This is a genomic window from Pseudomonas abieticivorans (genome assembly GCF_023509015.1).
GTDB lineage: Bacteria > Pseudomonadota > Gammaproteobacteria > Pseudomonadales > Pseudomonadaceae > Aquipseudomonas > Aquipseudomonas abieticivorans.
In genome coordinates this window covers 4700273-4717014 of the sequence record NZ_CP094975.1, presented here as the reverse complement: position 1 = coordinate 4717014, position 16742 = coordinate 4700273, and the positions used below count along the sequence as shown (strand labels likewise).

The following is a 16742-nucleotide window of genomic DNA, read 5'->3' as shown; positions in this document are numbered from 1 at the left end:
TCACCATCAAAATCAAACCGTGTCCAGCCGCTTGCGCGGCGTGGACGCATGGAACATACGCTTGCACAGGGCCGTGGCGCGATCGAGCAAAGGCTTTTCGAAACAGCGGTACGCCACCCAGCCGTAGGTGAGAACCGCCGCCATCATCAAGACAATGAACACCAGGTTGTCCCACAGGCTGTCCGGTCGCGGCCCGAGCATGCCCCACGCACGCCCGACCACCCCCAGCACCAGCAGATGGGACAGGTACAAGGTGTAGGACATATCCCCCACCACCACCATGAACCCCGGCACGCGGATCAACCCGCGACGCTCCAGCAACACCAGCGAAAGCACCAACACGCCAAACACCAGCGCCACCGGCAGCATGCGCTCCAGCCCTTCGCTGTTGAACAATTGGAAACCGGCAATCAACGGAAAACCACCGAACACGGCCAGGCACAACCCGGCCCACACCACTGCCGTGGGTACCCGTGCGCTATGCCGTGAATAGAAGAAGCGGGCAGCGGCGACGCCGGTGATGAACTCCAGCGCATAGGGGTGCAGCATTATTCTCAGTGCAGGGCCATGGGCCTGCCAATCATCGACCAGGTTAAATACCACCAGCACCAGCGCCCAGGCGGCCAGCAGCAACGCCAGCCAGCGCTCGGGTAAAAACAGGAACACGGCGAACACCAGGTAGAACCACAGCTCGAACACCAGCGACCAGGCCACCATCACCAACAGCACTTTCTCACTGGGGAGCAGCGCGAATGACATCCACAGGTTGGAGTCGCCGTGTGAGGAATTGACCATGCCCGGCTGCCACAGGTAAACCAGCAAGGTGATGAAGAAATACAGCCAGTAGTTGGGGTAGATACGTGAAAGTCGGTTGAAGCCGAAGCGCAGGCCCTGCACCCAATCCTGATGGCGCCCGCGTGTGACGATCACCATCACAAAGCCACTGATGACAAAAAACAGATCAACGCCCAGCTGGAAAAAATCGACCATCGCAGGCAGCAGACGGTCGCCACCGGAATACTTGAGTTCTACCGCGGCCATGTGAAACAGGACCACCCCCAGTACCGCCGCCCCCCTGATGCCCTGAAGCGAAAACAGGCGCTCCATACTCGTCTCCGTCGGTGTATCGATCCTTGGAACAGGCCTGCTTGATGGGCGCAGTCTGGCCCTGCGCCATCAGCATAGCAAGTGTTGCGCCTGGTGATAGAGTCAACGCGTGAATCATTACCTGGCGCGCCTCAATCGTGGCTCACCGCCCCGATCTTGTGAATCGACAGATCCGCCCCGTAATACTCCTGCTCTTGGGACAAACGTATCCCGCAGCTGGCCTTGAGCACGCCGTACACCGCAAAGCCCCCTGCCAGGGCAATCAATACCCCTGCGCCCGTGCCCAGCAACTGGCTGACCAGGCTCACGCCCCCCAGGCCGCCCAGTGCGGTCTGGCCAAAAATGCCGCAGGCAATGCCGCCCCACACGCCGCAAATGCCGTGCAGCGGCCATACCCCCAGCACGTCGTCAATTTTCCATTTACCCTGGGCGGCAATAAAACACTTCACGAACAGCACGCCGGCAATGGCCCCGGTCACCAAGGCGCCCACCGGGTGCATCAGGTCGGAGCCCGCGCACACTGCCACCAACCCCGCCAGCGGGCCGTTGTGCAGGAAGCCTGGGTCATTGCGGCCCACAATCAATGCGGCCACCGTGCCACCCACCATGGCCATCAATGAGTTGACGGCGACCAGGCCGCTCAGGCCCTGCAGGTTTTGCGCGCTCATCACGTTGAAACCGAACCAGCCCACAATCAAGATCCAGGAACCCAGCGCCAGGAACGGAATGTTCGACGGCGCAAAGGCCACCACCTTGCCGTCGCGAAAACGCCCCTGGCGTGGCCCCAGCAGTAACACCGCCGCCAACGCCAGCCAACCGCCCATGGCATGCACCACCACCGACCCTGCGAAATCGTGGAAGGTAGCGCCAACATTCGCCAGCAGCCAAGCCTGGGCGCCGAAGTTGCCGTTCCACACCACGCCTTCGAAAAACGGGTAGACGAACGCTACGATCAGGCTGGTGGCGCACAGTTGCGGCGCGAACCTGGCGCGCTCGGCAATGCCCCCCGAGATGATCGCCGGGATCGCTGCGGCAAAGGTCAGCAGGAAGAAGAATTTGACCAGCGCGTAGCCATGGTCGACGCTGATCACTGCGGCCGGTTGCAGAAAGGTCACGCCGTAGGAAATCCAGTAACCTATAAAGAAATAGGCCAGGGTCGACACGGCAAAGTCACTGAGGATCTTGGACAGCGCGTTGACTTGGTTTTTTTGGCGCACGGTGCCGACTTCAAGGAAGGCGAAACCTGCGTGCATAGCCAGGACCATCACAGCGCCACACAGCAAGAACAGGGTATTGGAGCCGTGGACCAATGTTTCCACGGCGCTTTGCAGATTTTCCATGTAAAAGGCAGGCCTGAAGCGATAAAAAAGCACCAAACAGGATCGCTCGCCATTTATTCGCACCAAATTGGAACACCGCGCAAGCTCAGGCTTGGCACAGATGACCTGCTTTGGCGCACTCCTTGTGGCGAAGTCGAGCCCGATCGATTTTTTTGGGTCGCGTGAGTTTCCAATAGAGGGAGGGGGTTGTACCCAGGCCAGATCCCATGCCCGAATGCAGCGCATCCACCCCGTTTCATGCACCAATCCAAAGCAAAAGCTGTGCCGGGCAAATACACTGAACCTTCGGTGGCCCCGCACACTCGAACCATCCAGAAGCCACTAATGGAGAGACCCATGGCCCGCACCACGGCAAAGACTGCTCAAGATGTACTGATGGCTGATTTTCAGACCCTGGTACGCGACACCGAAAAACTCCTCGACCACACCAAGACCCTGGCCGGTGATCAGGCAGACGAGTTGCGCTCGCAGATCCACGAGAGCCTGCTGCGCGCCCGTGAAACCCTGAAAGACACCGAGAACTCCTTGCGCGAACGCGGTCGTGAAGCCCTGGTGGCCACCGAGGACTACGTGCAGGCCAACCCCTGGCAGTCCGTCGGCATCGCTGCCGGCGTAGGGTTCATCCTGGGCTTGTTGGCTACAAGGCGCTAAGCATGGCACTGGACTCTGAATCGAACGCGCCGGGCGCCGGTGCTTCTTCGCGGCGCCTGGGCGCAGCGCTTCTGGGGCTGCTGCACAGCCACGTCGAACTGTTCGGCATCGAGTTGCAGGAACAGAAATCGCGCACCGTCAGCCTGCTGTTGTTCGCCGGGCTAGCCTTGGTGTTTGCCCTGTTGGCGCTGGTGGCCTTGTCTGGGCTGATTCTGATCCTGTTGTGGGACAACTACCGCATGGTGGGCATGATTGGCCTGTGCCTGTTCTATGTATTGGCGGGAATCTTTTGTGCAATGCGTCTGAAAGCGGCGATTTTCGATGAGTCGTCACCTTTCAGCGGCACCTTGGAAGAACTGGCCAACGACCGCGAGCGACTGTTGCCATGAGCGCCCCCGAACTGAAACAGAACCAGAGCCGGCGGGAAATGCGCAAGGCGCTGATCCGCCTGCGCATGGAAATGCACCGCCAGGAAATTCGCCATGAATCGCGCGAATTGGTTAACCCCCTGAACCGCATGCGCGGCATGACTCGCCAGTTCCAACAAGGCCTGGGGATCAAGCATGCGCCACTGTGGGGCATGGCCGGGGTGGTGTTGCTGGGCTTCCTGACCGGCCGCGGCACTGGCGGTGGCGGCAGCGGCGGATTGACCCGCCTGGTGCGCCTGAGCACCAGCCTGATGCCGTTGATCAAGTTGGTGATGCAAGGGCCGGGGCGTAAAAACTAGCCCGGTCACCCGCAGTGCCATCATTTGGCTACATTCTTGCAATGTAACGACACCCTCGACCGCCAGGTTTCTGCCCGGTCGAGACGTGTCGGCCTGGCAGGCCGACTCCCTAATGCCGAACAACCAAGGAGTCGCCGTGTTCGACGGGCAACCGCTCGCCTATTTCCAGCCGTTCATTGACACCGCGACCGGCCGCATTGCCGGTATCGAGGCGTTGGGGCGCTTGCGCCAGCCTGACGGCCAAGTGCAATCGGTAGGCCCTCTGTTCGCCGACCCACGCACCACCGCCACCGCCCTGCGGCGCCTGGACCGGCTGATTCGCGACAACGCCTTGAGCCGCCTGCGCGAGGCACCGCCGGAGTGGTTCCTGAGCCTGAATATGTCGCCACGCTGGATCAGCCGCCTGCGCCCGGGCCAGCCACCCCCTAGCCTGCGCCAACTGGAACGTCATGACGTGCCGCCACAACGGGTGGTTTTCGAGATCACCGAGCTTGGCGGCGACATCCAGCGCCTGAGTGAAGTGGTGCGCCATTATCGCGACGCCGGCGCACGTATCGCCATCGATGACTTTGGCGCTGGCTACTCCCAGCTGGACCGGGTGCTGGCCTTGCAGCCAGACATCCTCAAGCTGGACATGCGCCTGTTCCAAGCCGCCGCCCGCGGTGGGCCCAGCAGCGAAGTGGTCAAGGCCCTGGCACAGATGGCCGAGAAAACCGGGTGCTGGATCATTGCCGAAGGCGTGGAAACCGAGGCCGAGCTCAATTTCGCCCTGGAATGCGGCTCGCGCTACGTACAGGGCTACCTGTTTGCCCGTGCCGAACCTGACTTCTTTGCAAGCGATGCCTTCGTGCCACGTTTTGCCCACCTGCGCGAACGCTATGTGCAACAGAAACTGGGCGAGCGCGCGCGGCTCATGAACCTGCGCCAACAATTGGTCCAACTGATGGCCATCCTGCACCCCTGGGCCCAGGCCGGCGCGCCGTTGAGCGAACTGCCGCAACTGGACGCCTACCCCTGGCTGCTGCGCTTTTACCAGTGCGATCGCCACGGCACGCAACTGACGCCCAACCTGGAATGGCGCAACAACCGCTGGCACGCCGACACCAGCTACCTGGGCCACAACTGGTCCTGGCGACCCTACTTCTACCATCTGTTGGCCGAGGGCTGGGATGAGCGCCGGCTGATCCTGTCCAACACCTACCGCGACGCCACCAGCAACCAGTACTGCCTCACGGCCGGGCAGTTTTTCGACAACGGCCAGCGCCTGTTACTGATCGACATAGATGCCGCCGGGCTCTGAGTGGTAGTTTAGCTTGCAGCACCCAGCCTGAAACGGGAAGCTAGGGGCCTGGTCACCTGAAGGAGAATAGGCCTTGGATTGGCATACCCTGCTCACCCGCGAACGCCTCGGCAAAACCCTGCACAGCCCGGAAGAACTAGGCCGCAGCCCTTTTCACAAAGACCACGACCGGATCATTTTCTCGGGCGCTTTCCGCCGCCTGGGGCGCAAGACCCAAGTGCACCCGGTTACCAGCAACGATCACATCCACACCCGCCTGACCCACTCGCTGGAAGTCAGCTGCGTGGGCCGCTCCCTAGGCATGCGCGTGGGCGAAACCCTGCGTGACAACCTGCCTGACTGGTGCGAACCAAGCGACCTGGGCATGGTGGTGCAGTCGGCCTGCCTGGCCCACGACATTGGTAACCCGCCCTTTGGCCACTCGGGCGAAGACGCCATTCGCCACTGGTTCCAGCAGGCTGCCGGGCGTGGTTGGCTGGATGGCATGAGCGAAGTGGAACGCAACGACTTCCTCAATTTCGAGGGCAATGCCCAGGGCTTTCGTGTGCTCACGCAACTGGAATATCACCAGTTCGACGGCGGCACGCGGCTCACTTACGCAACGCTGGGCACCTACCTCAAGTACCCCTGGACCGCACGGCACGCCGACTCCCTGGGCTACAAGAAACACAAGTTCGGCTGCTATCAGAGTGAGCTGCCGCTGCTCGAACAGATCGCCCACAAACTGGGCCTACCGCAACTTGAAGAGCAGCGTTGGGCACGCCACCCGCTGGTGTACCTGATGGAGGCCGCCGACGACATCTGCTACGCCCTGATCGACCTTGAGGACGGCCTGGAGATGGAGTTGCTGGACTACGCCGAGGTCGAGTCCTTGCTGCTAGGGCTGGTCGGCGACGACTTGCCGGAGACGTACCGCCAGTTGGGCCCGCAGGATTCGCGCCGGCGCAAACTGGCGATCCTGCGCGGCAAGGCCATCGAGCACCTGACCAACGCCGCCGCCCGGGCCTTCGTCGAACAACAGGACGCCCTGTTGGCCGGCCAGTTGCCGGGGGACCTGGTGGAGCACATGCACGGTCCGGCCAAGCGCTGCGTGCTGAATGCCAAGGACATGGCCCGCAAGAAAATTTTCCAGGACAAACGCAAGACCCTGCACGAAATCGGCGCCTACACCACGCTGGAAATCCTGCTGAATGCCTTTTGCGGGGCCGCGCTGGAACAGCACGGCGGGCGCACGCCATCCTTCAAGAACCGTCGCATCCTCGACCTGCTGGGCAACAGCGCGCCCGACCCGCACGGCTCGCTGCACGCAGCGTTCATGCGCATGATTGACTTCATCGCCGGCATGACCGACAGCTATGCCACCGAAATGGCCCGCGAGATGACGGGGCGCTCAAGCCCCCTGTGACGGGCCTGGGTGAGCCCACCTCGGGCTCACCCCTTGTCAGAAATTTCCGACACCTCTATCAGAATTAGCCGCTAGAGAAAGACTTTGCCTACCGGAATAATCCCCGCTGTTCTGTAAGGATCGTCTATCAATAATGTAAGACATAGGAAGTTGACCCATACACTTCAACTGTAAAAACCCTTACACACGCCGACTACGATAATTAATTTATTCAGCGCTCGCTTACTGATAAGCATTCCACTTGGCACCGCAGATGCCAAGACACAAAGCGTAGCCATTAAAGGCATTGACATGCATGAAACATCATTCTGGTGTATTCCAACCCTTCAATTCTTGTAGGAAATTTCCTATATAGCCCGGATGGAGCAACCCCCTCATGTGCCCCCTCCCCCAACTGGGCTAATGTGCGCATCTTTGTTGCAGCCTGTATGGGAAGTTAATTATGAACACAGTCTATATTGTCGATGACCACCCGCTCTGCCGGCTGGGGGTTCGCATGCTCCTGGAAAACGATGGCTACACCGTGGTGGGCGAATCGGATAACGGTGCGGACGCCATGCAAGCCGTGCGGGACAACCCACCGGACCTGATGATCCTGGACATCAGCATTCCCAAACTGGACGGCCTGGAAGTGCTGGCGCGTTTCAGTTCGCTGCACAGCTCGCTGAAAATCCTGGTACTTACCACTCAGCCGGCGAAACTTTTTGCCGCACGCTGCATGCAATCAAGGGCGGCCGGATATGTCAGCAAACGCGAAGGCCTTGGCGAACTAATGAGTGCGATCAAGGCTGTATTATCCGGCTACAATTACTTTCCCAGCCAAGTATTCACATCGCCACGCAGCGGCAATGAGCAACCTACCGAAGCTGAACTTTTCAAGTTGGTGAACGACCGCGAGCTGATGGTCTTGCAACTCTTTGCCCAAGGGCGCACCAATAAGGAAATCGCCAAAGGCATGTTTTTGAGCAACAAGACCGTGAGCACCTATAAAAAACGCTTGATGCAAAAACTCAAGGCCGATTCTCTGGTGGAGTTGATCGAAATGGCTAAGCGGAACGCCCTGGTGTGAACAGGTTTTTGCCAGCACGCCTGATGCACTGCACGGTGCTGCTGCTAGTGGCCGTGCTGAGCCTTCCTGCCCGGGCCGAACCCGAGCACCTGGCGTTGCTGGGGCGGTCGGTTGCGCCCAGGCTTAACGTGACGCTCAACGATGAACAACTGCGCTGGCTGCACGGCCGCCGCCAACTGGTGTTGGGCACGTCCGCCCCGGACTACCCGCCGTTCGATATCACGGTCAGTGGCAAGGACTATGAAGGCCTGACTGCCGACTATGCCGGCATCCTCGCCACGGTGCTGGGCCTGCCGATACGGGTCAATCGCTACGCCAACCGCTCGCAGGCGATGGCCGCGCTGCGCGATGGGCATATAGACCTGTTGGGCAGCGCCAACGGCTATGAGGCCGACACCCCAGAGGTGCAACTGTCGCAGCCCTACGCGGTGGACCGGCCGGTGCTGGTCACGCGCATTGGTGAAACCCGCTCGCTGAGCGAGGGCCTGGCCGGCCTGCGCCTGAGCATGGTGGACCACTACCTGCCGGCGCAGCAGGTGCAGGCCAACTACCCCGATGCCCTGCGGCAGACCTACCGCTCTTACCAGGCCGCGCTCAATGCAGTGGCGTTCGACCAGGCCGACGTGTTCCTGGGCGATACCATTTCGGCCCACTACCTGATCAATCAGGGCCTGCTGACCAATGTGCAGATGGCCAACTTCAGCAAGGACGAACCCAACGGTTTCAGCTTTGCCGTGGCCCGCCAGAACCCGGTGCTGCTTGGCCTGGTCAACGATATCTTGAACGCGGTACCGGCTGGCGAGCGCGAACGCATCTTTAAACGCTGGAGCGCGGGCAGCGACATCCTGCTCACCGACCACAAGCTGCAATTGTCGGCGCGCGAGGAACGCTGGCTGGCCGACCACCCCGTGGTACGGGTGGTGATCAACGAAACCTTCGCCCCGCTGACGTTCCTGGATCGCGACGGCACCCTGCGGGGCATCACCGCCGACTTGCTCGAACTGATCCGCCTGCGCACCGGCCTGCGCCTGGAGATACAGCGGGCGCGCAGTGTCGAGGCCATGATCGAGCAGGTCACGCAGGGCAAGGCCGACCTCATCGCCGCGATCATACCCAGCGAGGGCCGCGAGCAACGCCTGCAATTCAGCCGGCCCTACCTGGAGAATTCCTACGTGTTGGTCAGCCGCAAGGATGCGCTGGGGTTCGGTTCACTTGAGCAACTGCAGGGCCATCGCCTGGCCCTGACCCATGGCAACCCGCTGGTCGCCTGGCTAGGCGAGCATTACCCCGATATCCACCTGATCGAAACCGAGGATGCGTTTTCCGCCATGGACCTGCTGGCCCAAGGGCAGGCCGACGCAGCCGTCAACTCATTGGTCATCGCCAACTATTTCATGGCCTCGCCGCTGTACCAGGATCGCCTGCAGATTCGTGCCAGCCTGCCCACCCAACCGGCCGCCTACGCACTGGCGATGGCCCGCAACGACATCGAACTGGGCTCGATCATCGACAAGGCACTGCTGAGCATCGGCCCGGACGAACTGGGCATCATCAATGGCCGCTGGCGCGGCTACAGCCCGGACGCCAACGCCTACTGGCGCAACTATCACCAACTGATCTACCAGATCCTGGCCGCCGCTGGCGGGCTGTTGTTACTGTCGTTCTTGTGGATCGGCTACATGCGCCGGCAAATACGCCAGCGCATCCGGGCCGAACGCGCATTGAGCGACCAGCTCGAGCTGATGCGCGCCCTGGTCGACGGCACGCCCCACCCGGTGTATGTGCGCGACCGCGAGGGCCGCCTGCAAGATTGCAACGACAGCTACCTGACCACCTTCGCTGCCCGCCGCGAAGAGGTGATCGGCAAGCGCGTGACCGATGGCCTGCTGGTGGACTTGGACCAGGCAAGCACCTTTGCCCAGGACTACCGCGAGGTAATGGCCAGTGGCAAAGCCCTGATCATGGATCGACCGCTCAACCTGGGCGACCGGCAGTTGACCATCTACCACTGGATCCTGGCGTTTCGCGACAGCAGCAGCCAGGTGCAGGGCATCATCGGCGGCTGGATCGACATCAGCGAGCGGCGCGAACTGCTGCAAGCGCTGCATCAGGCCAAGGACCTTGCCGATGCCGCCAACACCGCGAAAAGTACCTTCCTGGCGACCATGAGCCATGAAATCCGCACGCCCATGAACGCGGTGATCGGCATGCTCGAACTGGCCCTCAAGCGCGCCGACAACGACACCCTGGACCGCGCGGCCATCGAGGTGGCCTACGCGTCGGCCCGCGAGCTGCTGGAGCTGATCGGCGACATCCTGGACATCGCCCGCATCGAATCCGGGCGGTTGCGCCTGAGCCCCGAGCGCACCAACCTGCGCGAGCTGGTGGAGTCAGTGGCACGGGTGTTCGACGGCCTGGCCCGGCAAAAACACCTGAGCCTGGTACTGGACATCGACCCTAAGGCCAACCTGGACGTATTGCTCGACCCCCTGCGTTTCAAGCAGGTGCTGAGTAACCTGGTGAGCAACGCGATAAAGTTCACCGAACAGGGCCAGGTGGCCCTGAGCCTGCAGGTGGACGTGGCCCACGACCGCCAGCGGGTTCAGGTGCGCGTGCAGGTGCAGGACAGCGGCATCGGCATCAGCCAGGCCGACCAGCAGCGGCTGTTCCAGCCGTTTGTCCAGGCCGGCACCGCCAGCCAAGGGCGCAGCGGCACCGGGCTTGGGCTGGTGATTTGCCGGGGCCTGTGCGAGATGATGGGGGCCACCCTGCAGTTGAGCAGCCAACCGGGCCAGGGCACCCAGGTCGGCATCGACCTGAGTGTGCTGCGCCTGGAGCCGATCGACGTGCCACCCCCTGCGCCCCTGGCACCGGGGCCGGCGCTGGGCAGCCTGAAGGCGTTGGTGGTGGATGACCACCCGGCCAATCGCCTGCTGATGACCCAGCAACTGGAATACCTGGGCCTGACCGCCAGCACCGCCGAGAATGGCGAACAGGGCTTGCACCAATGGTTGCAGGCACCCTGCGACCTGGTGGTGGTGGACTGCAACATGCCAGTGATGGATGGCTATGCACTGGCCCGCAGCATCCGCCACCATGAACGACAGGCCGGCTGGCCACCCTGCACCCTGCTGGGCTACACCGCCAGCGCCCAACCCGAGGAGCGCGAGCGCTGCCTGGCCGCCGGCATGGATGAATGCCTGTTCAAGCCCATCAGCCTGGCCGAACTGGCCGCGCACCTCAACACCCTCGCACCTCGCCAAGCGGTGGTGCCCTATGACCTGCAAGGCGTGCACCTGCTGACCGGGGGCAACCCGCTGTTCGAGCGCCGCTTGCTGGCCGAGATGCTCGACAGCAGCCAACACGATCGCCAGAGCCTGCAGGCCATCGCGCAATCGGGCGAGCACCAGGCCCTGATCGAGCTGGCGCACCGCATCAAGGGCGCCGCCAGAATCGTCCAGGCACGCGAGGTGACCCAGGCTTGCGAGGCACTGGAAGCGGCGCTGGAACAAGGTGCCGTCGCAGCCTTGGTCACCGCGCGGCGCCAGCAATTGGTTGCCTGCCTGCAGGCCTTCGAACAGTCCCTGAAGGCCGCCATCGCGCAGGCCAATACCGAGGATCCGCCCGCACAGCAATGACATTAATTTGCCACTATGCGACAACCCCACCTTTAACTATGCTTGCTCAGCGGTGGACCGCACTACCAAGGAGAGAACTGCGATGCCAAGGCCCGAAAAACGCCGGTTTCCGCTGCACGTGCACATCAGCGCCATGTTCACCTTGCTGCTGCTGCTGACCGGCGCGATCCTGGGCCTGTTCAACTATCGGCAAACCTCGCAGATCATCCTCTCGAGCAGCGAGAAGCTGTTCAGCCGCATTGACCAGGACGTGCGCACCGACCTGATGGGCACCTATCAGCCCATTCGCCACCTGCTCAGCCTGCTGGCACTCAATGACGCCGCCCAAATGGGCACCCTGGAAGAGCGCCTCGCGCTGCTGGAACCCTTCAGCCAGGCGCTGCGTGACAACCCCAACCTGGCGGCCCTGTACACCGGCTACAGCAATGGCGATTTCTTCATGGTGCGGCCGCTGCGCACCCCGGCCCTGAAGGCCACCTTCCAGGCCCCCGCCGACGCGGCCTATCAGGTCTGGAGCATCGAACACGGCGCCGACGCCAGCGTGCATTCCCAGTCGCTGTTTTTCGACGGGCAACTGAACCTGCTGTCGCACACCGACGTGCAGCAGGAGACCTACGATCCGCGCACCCGCAGCTGGTTCAGCCGGGCCAACCAGGACAGCGACCAGATCACCACCGACCCCTATGTATTTTTCTCAAGCCATGCGGTGGGTACCACCCTGGCGCGGCGGCTGAACAACCGCGTGGTGATCGCCGCCGACCTGACCCTGGACGACCTCAGCGCCACCCTGGGCAAGCACAAGGTCACGCCCAACACCCAGATTGCCCTGTTCGATCATGCCGGCAATGCCGTGGCCTACCCCGACAGCAGCCGGCTGATCACCCAGAGCGGCACCGCGCACCTGGTCAAGGTCACGCAGTTGCACCCGGCCCTGGCAGAACTGATCAACCAGGGCAGCGGTAACGACAACCGCCTGACCGTCGACAACCACGAGTGGGTGGTGTCGCGCAGCACCATCGCCGAAGGCGGCCCCGAGGGCTTGCAACTGGCCCTGTTGGTGCCTGAGGATGAGCTGCTGGCCGATGCCTACCGACTGCGCTGGCAAGGCGGGTTGATTACCCTGACCATCCTGTTGCTGTGCCTGCCCCTGGGCTGGCTGACCTCGCGCTTGCTGGTCAAGCCGCTGCGGGCCCTGGTGTTGGAAGCCGACGCCATTCGCAGCTTTAACTTCAAGAAACCCGCGCCACGGCGCTCGCCGGTGCTGGAGGTGGACCAGTTGACCGAATCCATGGAGCGCATGAAGCGCACCCTGGCCAGCTTCTTCGAAATCACCGCCAGCCTGTCCGCCGAAACCCGCTTCAAGCCACTGCTGCAGCGGGTGCTGCACGAAACCGTGAGCCTGAGCCAGGCCCAGGCCGGCATCATCTACCTGTACGATCACGACAGCCGGCGCATGGAGCCCAGCGGCCTGATCATCGACGGCCACCGGCAAAAAGTCCGCGCCTACGGCCTGCACGGCCACGACCTGAACGACAGCCATTCACCTGGCTGGCTGCTGCAACTGGCCGAGCGCGACAGCCTGGTCGCGCCCATCGGTTTCGACCATGCCGGTGAGCTCAAGCAAATCATGCTCAAGCTCGATTGCCCGCGCCTGGACCTGGTGGGCGTGCGCCTGCGCAACCGCCGGGGCGAGACCATCGGCCTGCTGGTGTTGCTGCACCACGACACCGGGCAGGCCAGCGACCTGGAAAAATTCAGCCCTGACCGCATCGCCTTCATCCAGGCGGTGTCGGGAGTGGCCGCGGCCAGCATCGAGGGCCAACGCCAGCAAGTGCGCCAGCAACAACTGCTGGACGCTTTTATCCAGATCATTGCCGGCGCCATCGACGCCAAGAGCCCCTACACCGGCGGCCATTGCCAGCGGGTGCCGGTGCTGACCCACCTGATCGCCACCGCCGCGGCCGCCAGCGATGCACCGGCACTGCGCGACTACCAACCCACTGACGAAGATTGGGAGGCGCTGCACATCGCCGCCTGGCTGCACGACTGCGGCAAGGTCACCACGCCTGAATACGTGGTGGACAAAGCCACCAAGCTGGAAACCCTGTACGACCGCATCCACGAGATCCGCACCCGCTTTGAAGTGCTCAAGCGCGATGCCTGGATTGCTTACTGGCAAGGCCTGGCGCAAGGCCAGCCGGCCCTTGGCCTGGCCCAATCGCGGGATGCGGAATTGCAGGCACTGGACGACGACTTTGCCTTTGTCGCACGCAGTAACCTGGGCGGCGAGTTCATGGACGAAAGCAGCCTGGCGCGCCTGCGCCAGATCGCCCAGCGCACCTGGCTGCGCACCCTGGACGACCGCCTGGGCGTGTCGTGGGAGGAGAACAAGCGCCAGGAACGCGGCCCCGCCGTGACCCTGCCGGTGCGCGAACCGCTGTTGGTCGATCGCCCAGAGCACCTGTTCGAGCGCCCCGCCACCGAGCGCATCGCCGCGGACAACCCCTGGGGCTTCAATATGAAAGTGCCCGAGCACAAGTTCAACCGGGGCGAGTTGTACAACCTGAGCATTGGCCGTGGCACCCTCACTAACGAGGAGCGCTACATCATCAACCATCACATGGTGCAAACCATCCTGATGCTCAGCCGCCTGCCCTTCCCCAGCCATTTGCAGAACGTGGCCGAGATCGCCGGCGGGCATCACGAAAAAATGGATGGCAGCGGTTACCCCAAGGGCCTGACCCGCGAACAGATGAGCCTGCCGGCACGGATGATGGCCATCGCCGACATCTTCGAAGCACTGACCGCGGCCGATCGCCCCTACAAGAAGGGTAAGACCTTGAGCGAAGCGTTGGGCATCATGGCGTTCATGTGCAAGGACGCGCACATCGACCCAGACCTGTTCAGGCTGTTCGTCGAAAGCGGCATTTATCGCGAGTACGCGCAGCAGTACCTGGCGCCGGCGCAAATCGACGAAGTCGATGCCCAGCAGGTGCTGAAAAAGGCGGGGTTAGAGGGTGAAGCGAAGAGTTGCGAGCTATAAGCTGCAAGCTGCAAACCTCACTTGAAGCTTGCAGCTCGCAACTTGCAGCTATTTTTTAGGCAACCGGATTAATCGGCTTTTCCGGGTACCAGGCGTCCAGCAACGGGCTGACTTCAACCTTGGTCACTTCGGCACGGCCTTTCAACCAGGCTTCGACCGCAGCGCGTTGTGCTTCGTTGACCGAACCACGCTCTACGGTGCACACCAGGCCGACGTCGTCGGTGCCGACGTAGTCAAGGCCGTTGGCGTCCATTGCTTCTTCCAGGAACGCATCGAGGAAAGCATCGATTGCCTGTTCGTCCAGATCTTCCTTGAAGCCCAGGTTCAGTTCGAAACCCAGTTCCTGGAATTCATCCACGCAGAGTTTTTTGCGCAGACGGCGGGAACGGTTAGTGGCCATGAAACAATCCTCTTAAGTATTAACGCGCGGCACTTTAGCAGTTTAAGCGCCCATCTGCCCGGTTCTCTGCACCGAAACGGCGCCGCACTCAAAAAAAACCTGATCGAAGGTGCCCTGACGCAGGCCAAGCCTCGATAGCTTGGGGCATAATGCCGACACTTTATTGCAGGGGGCCTTCATCTTTTCTCGCCCCCGCCCTTTTCACCCCTCTTTGCAAGGGTTTCCAACGCACATGATCAAATCCCTACGCCCCCTCGTTCTGGCCGGCCTGCTGCTGCCGCTGGCCGTTTGTGTTTCTGCCGCACCGATCAACACCAGCCTGCCGCCCAAGGTGGAGCAGGCCCTGAAAGCCAGCAAGCTGCAAGACAACGCCCTGTCGTTGGTGATGGTGCCACTGACCGGCCCCGGCACCCCTACCGTGTTCAACGCCGACGTGTCGGTTAACCCGGCCTCCACCATGAAGCTGGTCACCACTTATGCGGCCCTGGAAATGCTTGGCCCTACCTACCAGTGGAAAACCGAGTTCTACACCGACGGCACGCTGAACAACGGCATCCTGCACGGCAACCTGTACCTCAAGGGTGGCGGCGACCCCAAGCTGAACATGGAAAAACTCTGGCTGTTGATGCGCGACCTGCGTGCCAACGGCGTGCAGCAGGTAACCGGCGACCTGGTGCTGGACCGCAGCTACTTCAAGCAACCGGTATTGCCGGAGTTCAACGATGACGGTGGCGACGAGAACGCGCCGTTCCTGGTCAAGCCCGACGCCCTGATGGTCAACCTCAAGGCCCTTCGCGTGATCGCCCGCAATGACGGTGGCAAGGTGCTGGTGTCGGTCGAACCGCCGATTGCCAGTGTGCGTATCGACAACCAGGTCAAGCCGCTGGCTGGCAAGCAGTGCACCGGTGAAGTGCGCTACAACCCGGTCACCCAGGCCGATGGCGTCAGCATCGTGGTCAGCGGCCAGTTGGGCGATGGCTGCAGCTCGCAGAGCTACGTGTCGGTGCTCGACCACCCGACCTACACCGCCGGTGCCGTGCGCGCCATCTGGAACGAGTTGGGCGGCAGCATCCAGGGCCAGGACCGCCAGGCCGTGGTACCGGCCAACGCCAAGTTGCTGGCCCGCGCCTTCTCGCCGGATTTGGCCGAGATCATCCGCGACATCAACAAATACAGTAACAACACCATGGCCCAGCAGTTGTTCCTGAGCCTGGGCGCGCAATACCGCACCGACGCCGACGGCGACGACGCCAAGGCGGCCCAGCGCTGTGGTGCGCCAATGGCTGGCGAAAAAGGGCATCACCGCGCCGCACCTGGTGATGGAAAACGGTTCGGGCCTGTCCCGCGCCGAACGGGTCAGTGCCCGCGAAATGGCGACCATGCTGCAGGCCGCCTGGAAAAGCCCCTACGCCGCCGAATACATGAGCTCGATGCCCATCGTCGGCATGGACGGCACCATGCGCAAGCGCCTCAAGCGCACGGCCATGGCCGGTGAAGGCCACATCAAGACCGGTACCCTGAACACCGTGCGCGCCATCGCCGGCTTCAGCCGCGACGATAACGGCAACACCTGGGCGGTGGTCGCGATCCTCAACGACCCGAAACCCTGGGGCGCCCACTCGGTGCTCGACCAGGCCTTGCTGGACCTTTACAAACAGCCGCCAGTGGCCGATACCAGCGTGTCGTTGCGGCCCTAAACCTATCTATGCTCTGAACGCGCGGGCGGCCGGTCTCACTTGAATCACCAGGCAGGCCTATCGCGGCCGCGCCTTATTCCTGAGCGAATCTGTGTAAAACGCACGGGAAGGCCAGTCGCCCGCGCGGCTTGGCTCAAGAGTCAAGTGTTGCTGAGACCGGCCGCCCGCGCGGCCTATCGCAAGCGAGCTTGCTCCCACATTGGTTGAAACGTGCCTATGCCTGTGAGAGCGGCGCTGTTCGTTTTTAGGAGCACCTGCGGTACACCCAAGGCAGGCAACGCCTCTCCCTCAGAATGCGGCACGGTGCAACAAATGTGGGAGCAAGCTTGCTTGCGAATAGGCTTTCGCGGATGAATTCGCTCCGG

The 16742-nt window shown here is 62.2% G+C and carries 11 protein-coding genes and 1 pseudogene; 9 read left to right on the top strand and 3 right to left on the bottom strand.

Features of this window, described 5'->3' with window-relative positions:
- Nucleotides 1–12 precede the first annotated feature (12 nt).
- The gene (locus tag L9B60_RS21595) at nt 13–1107 is read right to left on the bottom strand and encodes an acyltransferase family protein (RefSeq protein ID WP_249672995.1); all 1095 of its coding nucleotides are present in this window, start codon (nt 1105–1107) and stop codon (nt 13–15) included.
- A gap of 131 nt (nt 1108–1238) precedes the next feature.
- Nucleotides 1239–2447 carry an ammonium transporter gene (locus L9B60_RS21590; protein WP_249672992.1) on the bottom strand — a complete coding sequence of 403 codons (1209 nt, stop codon included), beginning with the start codon at nt 2445–2447 and terminating at the stop codon, nt 1239–1241.
- Nucleotides 2448–2783: 336 nt separating this feature from the next.
- On the opposite strand from L9B60_RS21590, the gene L9B60_RS21585 reads away from it, so the two are divergent.
- The 8 genes from L9B60_RS21585 (at nt 2784) to L9B60_RS21550 (ending at nt 14280) form a co-directional block, all read left to right on the top strand.
- Nucleotides 2784–3098, top strand: a complete 315-nt coding sequence (locus tag L9B60_RS21585; protein ID WP_249672990.1) for an ElaB/YgaM/YqjD family protein — start codon at nt 2784–2786, stop codon at nt 3096–3098.
- A 2-nt stretch (nt 3099–3100) separates the two neighbouring features.
- Nucleotides 3101–3487 (top strand): phage holin family protein, encoded by a 387-nt coding sequence (locus L9B60_RS21580; protein ID WP_249672988.1) that lies wholly within the window; start codon nt 3101–3103, stop codon nt 3485–3487.
- Nucleotides 3484–3825 carry a hypothetical protein gene (locus tag L9B60_RS21575; protein ID WP_249672986.1) on the top strand — a complete coding sequence of 114 codons (342 nt, stop codon included), beginning with the start codon at nt 3484–3486 and terminating at the stop codon, nt 3823–3825. Before L9B60_RS21580 ends, L9B60_RS21575 begins: the two co-directional genes overlap by 4 nt.
- 136 nt (nt 3826–3961) lie before the next feature.
- Nucleotides 3962–5125, top strand: a complete 1164-nt coding sequence (locus L9B60_RS21570; RefSeq protein ID WP_249672984.1) for an EAL domain-containing protein — start codon at nt 3962–3964, stop codon at nt 5123–5125.
- A gap of 73 nt (nt 5126–5198) precedes the next feature.
- Nucleotides 5199–6530: a deoxyguanosinetriphosphate triphosphohydrolase gene (locus L9B60_RS21565; RefSeq protein WP_249672982.1), complete on the top strand. Its 1332-nt coding sequence runs from the start codon at nt 5199–5201 to the stop codon at nt 6528–6530.
- A 442-nt stretch (nt 6531–6972) separates the two neighbouring features.
- Nucleotides 6973–7599, top strand: a complete 627-nt coding sequence (locus L9B60_RS21560) for a response regulator transcription factor (RefSeq protein ID WP_249672980.1) — start codon at nt 6973–6975, stop codon at nt 7597–7599.
- Between the two features lie 8 nt (nt 7600–7607).
- Nucleotides 7608–11237 (top strand): transporter substrate-binding domain-containing protein, encoded by a 3630-nt coding sequence (locus L9B60_RS21555; protein ID WP_438866148.1) that lies wholly within the window; start codon nt 7608–7610, stop codon nt 11235–11237.
- Between the two features lie 82 nt (nt 11238–11319).
- Nucleotides 11320–14280, top strand: a complete 2961-nt coding sequence (locus L9B60_RS21550) for an HD domain-containing phosphohydrolase (protein WP_249672978.1) — start codon at nt 11320–11322, stop codon at nt 14278–14280.
- Between the two features lie 55 nt (nt 14281–14335).
- Here L9B60_RS21550 and L9B60_RS21545 read toward each other — a convergent pair whose 3' ends face one another.
- Complete coding sequence (locus L9B60_RS21545) at nt 14336–14680, bottom strand: YggL family protein (RefSeq protein WP_249672976.1); 345 nt, start codon at nt 14678–14680, stop codon at nt 14336–14338.
- 232 nt (nt 14681–14912) lie between these two features.
- Between L9B60_RS21545 and dacB the strand changes: the two are divergent.
- A pseudogene (dacB, locus tag L9B60_RS21540) lies at nt 14913–16377 on the top strand (D-alanyl-D-alanine carboxypeptidase/D-alanyl-D-alanine endopeptidase).
- Nucleotides 16378–16742: the final 365 nt, after the last annotated feature.

Bases quoted from the DNA above. Each gene is read 5' to 3' on its own strand.
- L9B60_RS21595 (WP_249672995.1), bottom strand. From the start codon at position 1,107: ATGGAGCGCCTGTTTTCGCTTCAGGGCATCAGGGGGGCGGCGGTACTG.
- L9B60_RS21575 (WP_249672986.1), top strand. From the start codon at position 3,484: ATGAGCGCCCCCGAACTGAAACAGAACCAGAGCCGGCGGGAAATGCGC.
- L9B60_RS21550 (WP_249672978.1), top strand. From the start codon at position 11,320: ATGCCAAGGCCCGAAAAACGCCGGTTTCCGCTGCACGTGCACATCAGC.
- L9B60_RS21585 (WP_249672990.1), top strand. From the start codon at position 2,784: ATGGCCCGCACCACGGCAAAGACTGCTCAAGATGTACTGATGGCTGAT.
- L9B60_RS21590 (WP_249672992.1), bottom strand. From the start codon at position 2,447: ATGGAAAATCTGCAAAGCGCCGTGGAAACATTGGTCCACGGCTCCAAT.
- L9B60_RS21580 (WP_249672988.1), top strand. From the start codon at position 3,101: ATGGCACTGGACTCTGAATCGAACGCGCCGGGCGCCGGTGCTTCTTCG.
- L9B60_RS21560 (WP_249672980.1), top strand. From the start codon at position 6,973: ATGAACACAGTCTATATTGTCGATGACCACCCGCTCTGCCGGCTGGGG.
- L9B60_RS21545 (WP_249672976.1), bottom strand. From the start codon at position 14,680: ATGGCCACTAACCGTTCCCGCCGTCTGCGCAAAAAACTCTGCGTGGAT.